Source organism: Streptomyces sp. ADMS, from assembly GCF_033441795.1.
Lineage (GTDB): Bacteria > Actinomycetota > Actinomycetes > Streptomycetales > Streptomycetaceae > Streptomyces.
Map to the genome: position 1 here is coordinate 31,660 of NZ_JAVFVX010000003.1, position 12,786 is coordinate 44,445.

The 12,786-nt window shown below is 70.3% G+C and carries 9 protein-coding genes; 3 read left to right on the forward strand and 6 right to left on the reverse strand.

All coding sequences use genetic code 11. From position 1 onward, the window contains the following. The 4 genes from RB628_RS01895 to RB628_RS01910 form a co-directional block, all read right to left on the reverse strand. A partial coding sequence (locus RB628_RS01895; protein ID WP_318318464.1) for a beta-ketoacyl synthase N-terminal-like domain-containing protein occupies positions 1-3,706 on the reverse strand: 3,706 nt, incomplete at its 3' end. A gap of 143 nt (positions 3,707-3,849) precedes the next feature. Further along, positions 3,850-4,731, reverse strand: a complete 882-nt coding sequence (locus RB628_RS01900) for a thioesterase domain-containing protein (RefSeq protein WP_318318465.1) — start codon at positions 4,729-4,731, stop codon at positions 3,850-3,852. Next, positions 4,715-4,981 carry an acyl carrier protein gene (locus tag RB628_RS01905; protein WP_318318466.1) on the reverse strand — a complete coding sequence of 89 codons (267 nt, stop codon included), beginning with the start codon at positions 4,979-4,981 and terminating at the stop codon, positions 4,715-4,717. Before RB628_RS01905 ends, RB628_RS01900 begins: the two co-directional genes overlap by 17 nt. Before the next feature lie 423 nt (positions 4,982-5,404). Further along, complete coding sequence (locus RB628_RS01910; RefSeq protein ID WP_318318467.1) at positions 5,405-6,268, reverse strand: helix-turn-helix transcriptional regulator; 864 nt, start codon at positions 6,266-6,268, stop codon at positions 5,405-5,407. 166 nt (positions 6,269-6,434) lie between these two features. On the opposite strand from RB628_RS01910, the gene RB628_RS01915 reads away from it, so the two are divergent. Both RB628_RS01915 and RB628_RS01920 read left to right on the forward strand, forming a co-directional pair. Continuing rightward, positions 6,435-7,223: an IclR family transcriptional regulator gene (locus RB628_RS01915; protein WP_318318468.1), complete on the forward strand. Its 789-nt coding sequence runs from the start codon at positions 6,435-6,437 to the stop codon at positions 7,221-7,223. A 455-nt stretch (positions 7,224-7,678) separates the two neighbouring features. Then, complete coding sequence (locus RB628_RS01920) at positions 7,679-8,680, forward strand: TauD/TfdA dioxygenase family protein (protein WP_318318469.1); 1,002 nt, start codon at positions 7,679-7,681, stop codon at positions 8,678-8,680. 153 nt (positions 8,681-8,833) lie between these two features. On the opposite strand, the gene RB628_RS01925 is transcribed toward RB628_RS01920, so the two are convergent. After that, complete coding sequence (locus RB628_RS01925; protein WP_318318470.1) at positions 8,834-10,375, reverse strand: metallophosphoesterase family protein; 1,542 nt, start codon at positions 10,373-10,375, stop codon at positions 8,834-8,836. A 20-nt stretch (positions 10,376-10,395) separates the two neighbouring features. Next, a complete protein-coding gene (locus RB628_RS01930) occupies positions 10,396-11,268 on the reverse strand; it encodes an MHYT domain-containing protein (RefSeq protein ID WP_318318471.1) in 873 nt (290 codons plus the stop codon). A gap of 270 nt (positions 11,269-11,538) precedes the next feature. Between RB628_RS01930 and RB628_RS01935 the strand changes: the two genes are divergently transcribed. Next, on the forward strand, positions 11,539-12,669 hold the full coding sequence (locus RB628_RS01935; protein ID WP_318318472.1) for a substrate-binding domain-containing protein: 1,131 nt from the start codon (positions 11,539-11,541) through the stop codon (positions 12,667-12,669). Positions 12,670-12,786: the final 117 nt, after the last annotated feature.

Below are 12,786 nucleotides of genomic sequence, written 5' to 3' on the forward strand. Positions count from 1 at the left end.
GGAGTTCGGCGAGTTGTTCGGGTCCGACGGGGGTGGGGCTGGGGAAGCGTTCCTGCAGGACGCCCATGATCTCGACACGCTTGATGGAGTCGATGCCCAAGTCAGCCTCCACGTCCATGCCGAGGTCGAGCATCTCGGCCGGGTAGCCGGTCTTCTGCGACACCACGTCGAGGAGCGCCGCCTGAACGTCGTCCGCCGTGACATCGGCCGACGGAGGCCCGGATACCTCGGGGGCCGCGGCGGGCGCGGGGACAGCGGCAGCAGCGGGAGCGACCGGCGGCGCGAGGGCTGCTGCGACGGGAGCCGCCGGCGGAACAGCAGACGCCGCGACCGAAACCGGAGCCACGGGAGCAGCCGGCGTCAGCGTGCCGATCTCCATCGACGCCAGGTCCCGCAGGATCTCGTTGGCCCGCAGATGCGTACGCCCGATGGCCAGCCCGTGTTCCTTCACGGTGGCCACTCCGGAGATCACCGCATCGATCCTGCCCTGTTCGTCGGCCCGTTCCAGGATGCCCATCAGGCGCTGGGCGCTGTTCAGCTGGCCGTTGAGATAGTCGTCGTGCAGGGCCAGATGGTCGGCGATCAGTCCGGAGAGCCTGTCGGTGCCCGGGGCGGGTGTTCGGTCGTGTTCTTCCACGGGTTGGCTCTCCATGATGTGGGCGGCGGGGACAGGCGGCGCGGCAGGCGCCGGCGGGTGGGCGACCGGCCGTACGGCAACCGTGTTCGCGGCGGACACGGGCGCGGGCTCGGGACCGGGCGAGGAAAGCGGCGGCGTGGCTGGGACGCCCACGGCCGCGGCACTCGCCACGGGCACGGATTCCCGGACGGCGCGCGCGGCCGCGGCGCCTGCGGCCACGTCCCCGCCCGCCACCCGGTAGCCGTTCTCAAGCGCCTCCCGGTACGCGTCCCGGCGGGACTGCGGCACATGGTTGATGCCGTTGAGCGGCACGGTCATGCCCTTCACCGGCTCGACGGCCACAGGCTCGGACACATAGCGGTCGGTGGTGGCCAACGGCAGCCCCAGTACGACGAGTTGGGCGATCGCCCGCTTCAACGCCATGTCGGCGTCGCCGCCGCTGCCCGGGTCGAGCTGGACCGCGAAGTGCTCGCGCTCGCCGAGGATGCGACGGACCAGCTGGGTCAGTACCCCCTTGGGGCCGAACTCGACGAACGTACGGAAACCGGCCGCGTACATCTCCTCGACCCGGTCGGCGAACCGGACCGGCTTGACGAGCTGGTCCACCAGCGTCCGCCGGTTGGCTTCGAGGTCCGGACCGTAGGCGGCCTCAGGGGAGTTGGCGAAGACCGGGCGGCGCGGTTCGAGGATGCTCGCGTCGGCGACGCGGCGGCCGAAGGCGTCCACGGCGTGGGCGACGAACGGTGTGTGGAAGGCTGCCGACACCGGCAGCCGCAGCGCTCGTACGCCGGCCGCGCCCGCCGCCTCCACCAGCCGCTCCACGGCGTCGGTGGCGCCGCCGATCACCACCTGGTCCGGCGCGTTGCGGTTGCAGAGGATCAGCCCGGGATGGGCGGCGAGGAGTTGCTCCACCTGCCCGGCGGAGGCGGTCACCGCGGCCATCGCCCCGGGGTCGAAGCCGGCCTCGGCGGGCGGTGCCATCGCGGCGCCCCGCGCCCGGGCCAGCGTGAAGTACGTGTCGTCGTCGAGCGCGCCCGCCGCCCACAGCGCCGCCAGTTCACCGAAGCTGTGGCCGAGGAACCCGTCGGCGTCGAAGCCCAGTTCGGCCAGATACCGGAAGTGGCCGGCGGCCAGCGCGCCGATGGCAGGCTGGGCGTACTCCGTGCGGCGCAGCGCGCTCTCCTGGGCCGTACGCGTCGCCTCGTCGAAGGCGGGCGGCGGGAACGCTACCCGGGACAAGGGGAGTTCGTGGTCCCCGAAGGCCGCGTTGGCCCGGTCGAAGGCGGCCCGCAGTGGGGGCAGCGCCAGGACCGCGGTCCGGCCGGGGGAGACGTACTGGCTGCCCTGCCCCGCGAAGAGCGCGGCCACCTTTCCGGTGGGGGCGGCGGACCGGCGGAAGTAGATCCCCCTGGGATGCGCCCAGGCGTCGGCCTCGCCCCTTGCCCGCAGTTCGGCCGCCGCGAGGGCGCGCAGCTCGGCGAGTTCCTCCTCGGTCCGGGCGACCAGGGCGAGCCGCGGATGGTTGGCCGGGGCCGGTCCCGGTCTTGACTCCGCGCCCTCGTCAAGCGCCCGTATCAGACTGTTCATGTCAGGTTCATGCCATGCATGGACTCGGCTGACCGGGAACATCACCCGCAGGTCGTCACCGTCTCCGTGCTCCTCCAGCACCAGATGGAAGTTGGTGCCGCCGAACCCGAACGAGGAGACCCCCGCCCGGCGTTGCTCCCGGCGCGGGTCACGGATCCACGGGCGGGTCTGGGTGCTGACGTAGAACGGGCTCTCGGGCCAGTCGAGCGCCGGGTTCGGGGTGTCCACGTTGATGGTGGGCGGCAGCAGCCTGTGGTGCAGGGCGAGCGCCAGCTTGATCATGCCGGCCGCGCCGGCCGCCGCCTTGGTGTGGCCGATCTGCGACTTCACACTGCCGACCGCCGCGAACTGCCGCTCCTCGGTGTGCTCCGACACCACCGCCGACAGCGCCGACAGTTCGGTCGCCTCACCGACCGCCGTACCCGTGCCGTGCGCCTCGAACAGCTCGACCGAGGCCGGGGAACAGTCCGCGTCCTCGTACGCGCGGCGCAGGGCGGCCATCTGGCCCTCCTTGCGCGGGGCGTAGATGGACTTGAACCGGCCGTCGCTCGACGAACCGATGCCACGGATCACCGCGTAGATCCGGTTGCCGTCCCGCTCGGCGTCCGAGAGCCGGCGCAGCGCCAGCATGCCGATGCCCTCGCCGATGAGGGTGCCGTCCGCGTTCTCGTCGAACGGGCGGATGCTCCCCGCCTTGGAGAAAGCGGGCGTCTTGCTGAAGCACAGGTACATGAAGATGGTGTTCTCGGCGTCGCAGCCGCCCACCAGCATCATGTCCGAGCGCCGCTCCAGCAGTTCACTGACCGCGGCCTTCACCGCCCCCAGCGAACTGGCGCAGGCAGCGTCGACGGTCATGTTGGTGCCGCCGAGGTCGAGCCGGTTGGCGATCCGGCCGGCCACGACGTTGCCCAGCATGCCGGGGAAGGAGTTCTCCTCCCAGGGCGCGAAAGCCAGCTTGAACTTCTCCGCGATTTCATCGGCGTCCCGGTCCGAAAGGCCGCAACTGCGCACGACCTCTTTGATGACGGGCGTCTGGAGCCGGGCCGACAGCGGCTGGGTCAGCTGGTTGGCGCCGGTCACGCCGAGCACGACCCCGGTCCGTGAAGCGTCGTACCACTGCTGGTCGGAGCCCGCGTCCCGGAGCAGATCGCGGGCCACGACCAGGCTCAGCAGCTGGAGCACGTCGGTGACTTCGAGGGTGTTGGGCGGCAGCCCGAACTCCAGCGGGTTGAAGGGGACGGCCGGGATGAAGCCACCCCGCCTCGAGTACGTCTTGTCGGGCGCGGACGGGTCGGAGTCGTAGTGCTCGGCCACACGCCAGTGGGTCTCGGGTACGTCCTCGATGCAGTCGGCGGCGGAGACCACGTTGTCCCAGAAGGCGCGCAGATCACGCGACTTGGGGTACAACGCGGACAGTCCGACGATCGCGATGGGGTCCCGGGCCAGCCGGCGGTCGAGTTCGGAAGGGTGCGAAGCGTTCACGGGAGGCTCTCTTGGTCGGACGGCGGGGGACGCTCGCCCCGCAGCGGTTCGGAGGAACGGCACATGACGCACGAGAGAAGAAAACGAAACGGACAGGCGGAAGGAAGAGGTGGAAGAGGTGGAAGAGGGAGGGAGAGTACCGGTCAGGACGCCTGGAGCAGCGGTGCGATCACGCTGAGCGAGTCCGGACGGGCGAGCATCGTGTAGTGGTCGCCGGGACAGCGGTACGTGGTGAGGCCGTGCGGGGCCAGCGGGCGCCAGCCGAGTGTCGGGTCGGCCGGGACCAGGCTGCGTTCGGCCTGTACCAGCACCAGGGGAAGCGGTGCGGAGCCGGCGCGGTGCGGCGCCGTCAGACGGTTGTTGCGCAGCAGACCGTCGACGTAGGTGTCGTAGAGCTTGCGCAGACCCGGCAGCGGGGTGCCGGGCAGCAGCGCCCCGGCGGCGGTCGCGGCGTCGAGGACGGCGGTCAGCCCCTCGTCGGTCCCGCACCCGGCCAGCCGGTCCATGTCCAGTGGTACCGGACGGCCCCGCTTGGCGCCCAGGTACATGGCGAACCAGCTGAGCAGCAGATCCGGCCGCAGGGCGTCGTCGGGCTGCTTGTACTCCTCGACGGGGGCGATGCTGTCGAGGAGAACCAGACGCCCGGGCCGCCGTCCGGCGGGCATCAGCCGGGTTGCCGCCAGGGCGAGCACCCCGCCGAAGGACCAGCCGGCCAGGCTCCAACTCCCCTCTGGGGCAGAGCCGTTGTTCTGCCAGGTCCGCTCCAGCGCGGCCAGCAGCAGGGCGGCCAGATCCTCCACGGTGGTCGCGGCCCGGCCTCCGGTCAGCGCCGCGTCCGCGTACTCGGGGACCGCGCCCAGGTCGAGCACGGTGAGTCCGGTGCCGTCCGGCAGTGCGCCCGCGAGGCCCTCGTACACCTGGACCGCGAGGGCGCCGGGATGGACGACGTACACTGTGGGACCGCCGGGCGCGGCGCCGCGGAAGATGCGGGCGACCGGCGGCGGACCCTTACGCGGTGGCCGCACGACGGCCGCACTCCTCGGCTATGTACGCCGCCAGGTCCTTGACCGTGGGGTGGTACCAGAGGGTCGTCGTGCTCAGCTCGAAACCGAGCCAGTTCTCCATCTCGCCCGCGAGGATCAGAGCCTCGGTCGAGTCGAGGTCGAGTTCGTCGAAGTACACCTCGGGCGAGACCTCGCCCGTCGTCACACCCATCCGGTGGGCGATCTTCTCGATCAGCCAGTCCTGGGCCTCACGAGCGGTCACTACGGCCATGATGCGTCGTCCTTCCCTGCGGCGCTCCCGGCGGGGACCCGGGGCGCGAGTGGATGGTGAACGCTTCCGACTGAAAGGGCCCTTGGGCCCGATTCGGGAGCGCACTGTTCCGACCCGGTGTCAATCGGCGGACCGGTACGGAAACGGTCGAGATAGGCGGCAGCGGTTTTGGTGACTTACTTCACCGGGAGACAGGTGGGGTAGGAATCCGGTCTTCTGGTCCGGACATGCGGCTTCACATGAAAGGAGCTGCGTTCGGGAGTGGCCGCCCGAAGCATGCAGGCCACAGTCTTGCCAGCTCACTGAATCTTGGACAACCACTCTTCCGGAGAGTGGAAAGAAATCGTGGTTTACGGGCGTAGGACGCGAGCGAAATATGTTACCGGTGAGTGAACTCCTGGCCGGGAGGCTTCGGGTTCGACGCTAATTCTGTGGATCGACGCCGCGCCGGAATGTGCCGGGTGTCATATTCACCCGTCGCGCGAAGAACTTGCCGAAGTTGGTGACTTCGGTGAACCCGAGCTGGCGGGCGATGGTGCCGACGGGGAGATCCGTGTGAACCAGCAGACGCTTCGCCTCCAGGGCGACGCGGGCGTCGATCAGGTCCTTGGTGGAGGTGCCGGCGACGATGCGGCAGGCCCGGGACAGGGTGCGGGGCGTGCAGTTGAGCGCGGCGGCGTAGTCCTCGACCAGCCGGGTCGTGCGGTAGGAGCCCTCCAACTCGCGCCGGAAGCGCACAAACAGTTCGCCGTTCTCGCCGGAGGGGGTGTCGCTTCGCGCCGGGTCCCTGTCGTGACCGCGGCACATCTGGTCGATGTGCAGCAGGGTGACCGCCAGCAGATGCTTGAGGATGTCCTCTCCGAGGCCCTGGTCGGGCCGCTCGAACTCCTCCTGCATCAGGTCCAGCACCCGTCCGAAGGTATCCAGGTCGTCGTCGCAGAGCTGCCAGTGGCAGGGGCGCAGGACGTCGTCGAGCATCTCCATGTGGGCGCGGAGCCGCAACGGGAACGTCTCGGTGAACATGACGAGGCGGGCTTCCATGTCCGACGCGACTGCGAACTGGATCACCTGGTTCGGCCGGATCCACAGCAGGGAACCCGCCCGGCACGGGTAGCGCACGGAGTCGATGGTGAAGTCTCCGGTACCCTCCCCGACCAGCATGAGCTGGTGGAAGGCGAGCCGGTGGGGGACGGTGGTGGAGTTCAGGCAGAGCTTCATGCGCACCTCGCTGAGCGAGGTCATCGCCAGGCCGATGCCGGGTCTGAGGGTGGGGGTGTACGGGACCACGGGGATCGGTAACGTAGCGAAATCGACCATGAGCGTTCCGGAATCGACCTTTCTCGTGCTTCTTCAAAAATAAATGATAGGCGTGGCCGCCCGTAGCCAGATCACTTCTGGCACATGCACGAGTAACCGTCCCCACATGATGTGCAGGTGAAGGGAAGTAGACGGGATGACCACCCACCCCGGCGCCCCCGAGCGCTCGGTTGTCGACCGGACGCTCAGCATCCTCGGCGTCTTCGACCGCGACAACCGCACCCTGACGCTGAGCGACATCAGCCGGCGCTCCGGTCTTCCGGTCGCCACGGTCCATCGCATCGTCAGCAAGCTCCATGGCTGGGGCGCACTGGAACGGAGAGAGGAAGGCGGATACAGCATCGGCCTGAGGCTGTGGGAGACGGCGACGCTGGCCCCCCGCTACTCGGGCCTGGCCGAGGCCGCGCAGCCCCACCTCGTGGAACTCCACGGCCAGTCCGGCGGCGCGGCGGTCCTCGCCCTGCGCGACGGAACGGAGAGTGTCTGCCTGTCCTTCCTCTCCAACGACCGCGGTCTTACAGCGTATTGGGGCGACCCCGGCTGCCGGCTCCCGTTGCACGTCACCGCGGCGGGTCTGGTCCTGCTGGCGAACGCGGGCATCGTTCTGCAGGACGAGATCTGTGCCGGCCCGCTGCGCGCATACACCGCGGCCACCATCACCAACGCCACCACCCTGCGGAACTCGCTGAACAAAATAAGACACGAGGGGTACGCGATGGTCTGCGGCACCCTGCGCGAGGGCCGTGGAGCGATCGCGGCCCCGGTGCGCAACGCACGCGGCACGGTGGTGGCGTCGGTGGGCGTCGTGGGCCCACTGGAGATGCTCCAGCCGTCCCGACTGGCGCCGCTGGTGCTGGCCACGGCCGAGGCGGTCTCCCAGCACGACCGCACGGAGGGCTGGCGGATGGCCGGGGTGGGCGCTTAGAACCTGCCCCGGCCCACGAACGCCGTCCCGCCCGGCCGCCGCGTCGACGCGATCCGCCGATGGGCACGCGGCCGTTCCAACTCCGTTACTGGGGGCAGAGGTTCCTCCCGCAGGGGTGGAGCATGTCGCGCAGCTGGGACAGGCCGGCGGGGGCGGCCCGGCAGCCAGAAGTGGAGGTGTGCGCCACCGTCGCCCCACCGGTTGAGCGCACCCGTGCGACGCCGTCCACGGCGAGGGCGGCCCGTTCGGCGCGCTGCGAGCAGCGGACCCAGCACGGCCGACCGGGAACGGGAAGCTCGGACCCGGGGCGCGGGGAACCGCGCGACAGGCCCTCACCGGCCCGCAGCGCACGAGCCGCATGCCCAGTGGAGTACGTACGCACTGTCGCCGCGCCCGCCGGATACTGGCACGCTCACAGGCGAGACCGACACGACGCACCCACGAACGGAGCGTGTATGAGGACGGACCGTGCCACGAACGGCGAAGTACAGCCGACAGCCCGCGAGTTGGGATCGGCGAACACCGCCGCAGTGGAGGTGGGGCCCGTCGCCGGGCACATCGGCGCCGAGATCTCGGGCGTCGACCTGACCGAGCCCCTGGACGACGCCGTGGTCGCCGCGATCAGGGCGGCCGTCCTGCGCTGGAAGGTGGTGTTCTTCCGCGGCCAGCGGCTGGACCACGCCGCACACATCGCGTTCGCGCGCAGGTTCGGCGAGCCGGTCGTCCTCGGCCGGCGCGGCGGCGCCTCACCATCCGGCTTCCCCGGGATCGAGACGACCGCCGACCGGCTTGAGCTGGGCGGACGCTACGGCATGGAGCACGCCGAGTGGCTGGAGCGGCGCCGCCACTCGCTGCTGCGCGGCTGGCACTGCGACCACGGGGCCCGTATCGACCCGCCCGCCGCGACCATCCTGCGTGCCGAGACCGTACCGCCGTACGGCGGCGACACGACCTGGTCCAACCTGGCTGCCGCGTACGCCGGACTCTCCGCCCCCGTACGGGAGTTCGTGGACGGCCTCAGGGCCGAGCACCGGCTCGGCGTCGGCTACCGGTCGCGGCCCGGCGACGACGCCTACCTCCGGCATCTGCTGGACCACCAGGTCGCCTCGGTGCACCCGCTGGTGCGGGTCCACCCGGAGACGGGGGAGCGGGTGCTGTTCGTCAACGGCTACTACCTGGAGCAGATCGTGGACGTCTCCCGGGCGGAGAGCCGACTGCTTCTGGAGATGCTCCTCGAACAGGCCACCAGGCCCGAGTACACGGTCCGTTTCCGCTGGGAGCCCGGCAGCGTCGCCTTCTGGGACAACCGGGCCACCATCCACCTCGCCCCCAGCGACAACGCCCACCTCGGCCACCCCCGGGTCATGCACCGCGTGATGCTGACCGGCGACATCCCGGCCGGTGTGGACGGCAGGCCGTCGGAGCCGGTCACCGGTACCGAACCCGGGCGGTGGTGAGGTCGCTTCAGCCGGTGGCCGGCCCATCGCGGAACCGAGGCGGGTCGCGATGTCCGTGAGGATCTGGACGTAACCCTCATGGAGAAAGCCCGGTCGGCGCAGCGGTTGTGAGGGGGACGGCACGGACTCCTGCAACGATCGTCGTACGGACGATCACGCCTCGCCGATGGTGCCGGCCGGCCGGATCAGCGGGATGACGACCTCGTCCTCGACCGGCGGATCCAGCTCCTGCCTGAGATTGCCGGTCGCGGAGAAACAGCGCAGCCGGACCGACTCCGGGGACACGTCGAGCCGCAGGAAGCTCTTGAAGAACGGCGGGGTGTACGTCGCCGAACCGGGCGAGAACAGCTGCGTGTACGCCTTCCGGACCGGGAGCCGCAGGCGCCGGGCGCGGTCGGGACGGCGGGCCGTGCCCAACAGGCCGGCGACCAACCGGATGCGCCGGGTGAGCCGCACGGGTTCGCCCGGGGCGCGTGTCGGCCGGATGCCCAGGCGCTCGGCGGTCACGGCCGCGGCCTCGGCCTCGGAGAGGGTGAAGAAGCGGCGCAGATGCAGCCGGCTGCCGTAGACCCTGCTGTAGAAGGCCAGGGAGTCGCCGCGCAGCGGATAGCAGCGGAAGTCGTCCTCGGTGACGTCGGCGACCGAGACGCGCTTGATGGTGTGGGTGGCGTGCGTGAACGCGCCGCCGCCGCCCGAGACCACATACTGAACGGTGCGGCCGTTCACCCCCACCGGATAGCGCTGGTAGTTGTGGATGTCGCCGCCTATCGCGGCCACGAAGTTCCGCTCGGGATCGCGGACGAGGTCGTCGACCGTGCCGCCGCCTTCGATCGGGCAGGGGTGGTGCTCGCCGTCCACGTACAGGGGCGACCCGGTGATGAGGATTTTCGGGACCGGTCCGGCGGACACCTGATCGAGCCAGCGGCCCTGCTCGGCGTCGAGCGTGCCCAGCAGACCGGTGTCGATGCCTATGACGCGCACTGGTCCGGCGTCGATCGCCCAGTACGGGCCGGGCTGGACGGCCTGTTGGGCGGGGGCCGACCGCAACTTGCCTGTCTGGGTGAGGCGTTGCTCGTCGACGGCGCTCGGCCTGTGCCACAGGAGCGAGCGCAGCCAGGCGCGGGTGAGCGGGCGGGGCGGGGGGTCCGCCGGGAGGGGCGGGGCGTCGCAGAACACGCGCATGAACCCGTTCAGGTCCTCGTACCAGTCGTGGTTGCCCGGTATCGCGTAGATGGGCGCCGGGTAGTCCTGGTAGGGACGGAAGAACTTGGTGCCGTAGTCGTCGGTCGCCCCGACCGGGTAGATCACGTCACTGGCGACCACGGTGAACGCCGTGTCATGACCGACCTTCAGCAGGCCCGGCACGACGGCGTATTGGGGTGCGTCGCCCTCGCCGGTGTCGCCGATGACCAGGAAGGAGAAACGGTCCGCGTCGGTACGCCGGACCACCTTGTCGGCGGGCGCGCCCGCGGCCGTCCGCTGCTCGGACCAGCGGCTCCGGGTGCGGCCCGTGGGGTCCCCGAACCACGAGGCCAGCACGCCGTTGCGGGCGGGCCACAGTGTCCGGGGATCGAGCCAGGAGAGTTTCTCGACCTGGCGTGGCATCAACTCCCGGTAGGCGCCCGGTTCTTCGGGGCCCCAGCCTGCGCCCTCGGCCGTGTCGCGGGACGAGTGCGCCCGTGAAGAGTCAACCATCGGGGCACCGTACCAATGTCCTACAGGCGAAGATCCGTCCGGGTCGGGGTCCGCTGCCAGCTGGGGGAAGGCTGTCCCGTGTCCTGCTGTGCCGACTGCCTCGGTAGCGGCATCTGTTGCGCGGGCTGCTGCCGGGCGGCCCTGCCGCCCCACTCCCCGTCGCCCAGGACCAGCAGCGGGTCGAACATCACCACGACCGCGGCCAGCAGCAGGAAGATGACCGGGCCGATCAGCATCGGCAGCAGCAGCGAGGTCGGTGAGTCGCCGGTCCAGGTGGTGACGGCCGAGTCGTGCAGATGCACGCTGACGGCGGCCATGCCCGTGTAGTGCATACCGCTGACGGCCACACCCATCACCAGGCTGGCCCCGAGGCTGGTCACAAAGCCCCGGATGGAGACGGCAGCCCACAGCGCGGCGGTCGCGGCGACGATGGCGATCACCACGGAGAGCGCCACGGTCACCGTGTCGTAGAGGATCTCGCCGTTCAGATGGAGCGCCGCCATGCCGAGGTAGTGCATCACGGCGACACCGAGACCGGTGACGGTTCCCGCGACGGAGAGCGCGGCGGGCGTGGCGCCGCGATATCCGACGACGAACACGCCGATACCGACGACGACAATCGCGACGACGAGGCTGGTGACGGTCAGCCCGACGTCGTACCGGACCGCGGTCTCCTCGACCTGGAACCCGATCATCGCGATGAAATGCATGGTCCAGATTCCGCACCCGATGGCCGCCGCTCCCAGCGCCAGCCAACCCGGCTTCCAGGAATCCTGGTTGAGCAGTGTTCTGACCACGCAGCGTAGGCCCAGAGCGCCCCCGAGGCAGGCCATGACGTAGGCGGCCACCGGGGTGACGAATCCATAACTGAATCCGTCAATTGTTCCTTGCATATGCCAATTCCCCCCGAGGTGCAACCTGTTGAGGGGGGAAATTCTCGCGTCAGGCGCGAGTAAAGCAAGCAGTTACCGCGAGTACCCGGTCAATTTTCTTTGACTGAAGGTCAAGATCGGGCGATAAGGGATGAGACTCGGCCGGAATCCCTGGTTCCGTTGGTGGTGCTGCCGCCCGGCCGGTCGATCGCTATGCTGCGCGGCAATGCGTTCAAACGAACATTCCGGTGCACGGGTACGCAGGTGTCCGGACGTGAGGGAGCGAACGGTATGCGCGAGCCGGTCGAACTGAGGCGGCAGCGGATTCTGGCCGCCGTGCAGGCGCGCGGAACGGCCCGGGTGACGGATCTCGCCACCGAGCTGGAGGTCTCGGTGGTCACCGTCCGCCGGGACGTGGAGGAACTCGCCCGCGAGGGCAGGCTCCGGCGTGGCCACGGCGTCGCCCGCTCCGCGCTACCCGTGGCGGACGCCCAGCCCGAGCGCGTCGGAGCGTCGGGGGGCGGTGACACCGTCGTCCTGGTCGTACCCGCCCGCCACTCCTACCTCTACGAGACCCTGCACGGCGCCCGGCCCGTCCTGGAAGAGGCCGGCGTACGCATCGCCCTGCACATCGCCCCCCAGGTCCCCGGCGCCGAACAACCCTTGGTGGAAAGGGCGCTGACGGACGGCGCCCGGGGGGTACTGATCGCCCCCCGCTGGCGCACCCTCGCCAGTGAGGAGGCCGACGCGCAGTGGCTGTGCGGGCTGGGTGTGCCAACCGTCCTGATGGAGCGCAGGCCGCGCCCCGGCAGCGCGCTGCACGCCCTGGACTCCGTCTGCTCCGACCACTGGTACGGCGCCCATCTCGCCGTGGAACACCTGGTCGCCCTCGGTCACCGCAGAATCGTCTTCGCCACCCGCGACGACAGCCCCACCGCACGGGCCCTGCGCGCTGCCCTCGCCGGGATCGCCGGGGCCCGTCCGGAACTCGACGCGTGGACGCTGACGCTCAGTTCCCCCGACGCGGGCCCCGACCGCGCGGTGGGCGCGGACCGTCCGGCTGTGCACCTGCCCGGTGTCCTGCGCGAACTGGAGGCCACGGCGTGCGTGCTGCACGGCGACGTGGACGCCCTGATGCTGGTCCAGGACCTGGCGGCACACGGCGTCCGGGTGCCGGAGGACTGCTCGGTCGTCGCCTACGACGATGTCGTGGCGGCCCTCGGTGTTATCCCCCTCACCGCCGTGTCCCCGCCCAAGGGTGAGGTCGGCCGGGCCGCCGCCGAGCTGCTCCTGCACCGGCTGGGGGACCCGCGGGGGAGCGGGGCGGCACCGGCGCGGCGGGTGGAACTGCTGCCGGAGCTGAAGGTGCGCGGGTCGACGCGGGAACCCGGTTCCCCGGCGTCGGCACACAGCATGGAATGAGCGTGTGACTGTTTTGTTTTCTTCTGATCGATCTATTGACCGTTTCCGGTGAGGCGATCAGGATTCCCGTATCTCGAACAGGACATATATCGGCTCGTCACACCGGAGTTCCCGACC

Bases quoted from the DNA above. Each gene is read 5' to 3' on its own strand.
- RB628_RS01930 (WP_318318471.1), bottom strand. From the start codon at position 11,268: ATGCAAGGAACAATTGACGGATTCAGTTATGGATTCGTCACCCCGGTG.
- RB628_RS01920 (WP_318318469.1), top strand. From the start codon at position 7,679: ATGAGGACGGACCGTGCCACGAACGGCGAAGTACAGCCGACAGCCCGC.
- RB628_RS01905 (WP_318318466.1), bottom strand. From the start codon at position 4,981: ATGGCCGTAGTGACCGCTCGTGAGGCCCAGGACTGGCTGATCGAGAAG.
- RB628_RS01925 (WP_318318470.1), bottom strand. From the start codon at position 10,375: ATGGTTGACTCTTCACGGGCGCACTCGTCCCGCGACACGGCCGAGGGC.
- RB628_RS01915 (WP_318318468.1), top strand. From the start codon at position 6,435: ATGACCACCCACCCCGGCGCCCCCGAGCGCTCGGTTGTCGACCGGACG.
- RB628_RS01935 (WP_318318472.1), top strand. From the start codon at position 11,539: ATGCGCGAGCCGGTCGAACTGAGGCGGCAGCGGATTCTGGCCGCCGTG.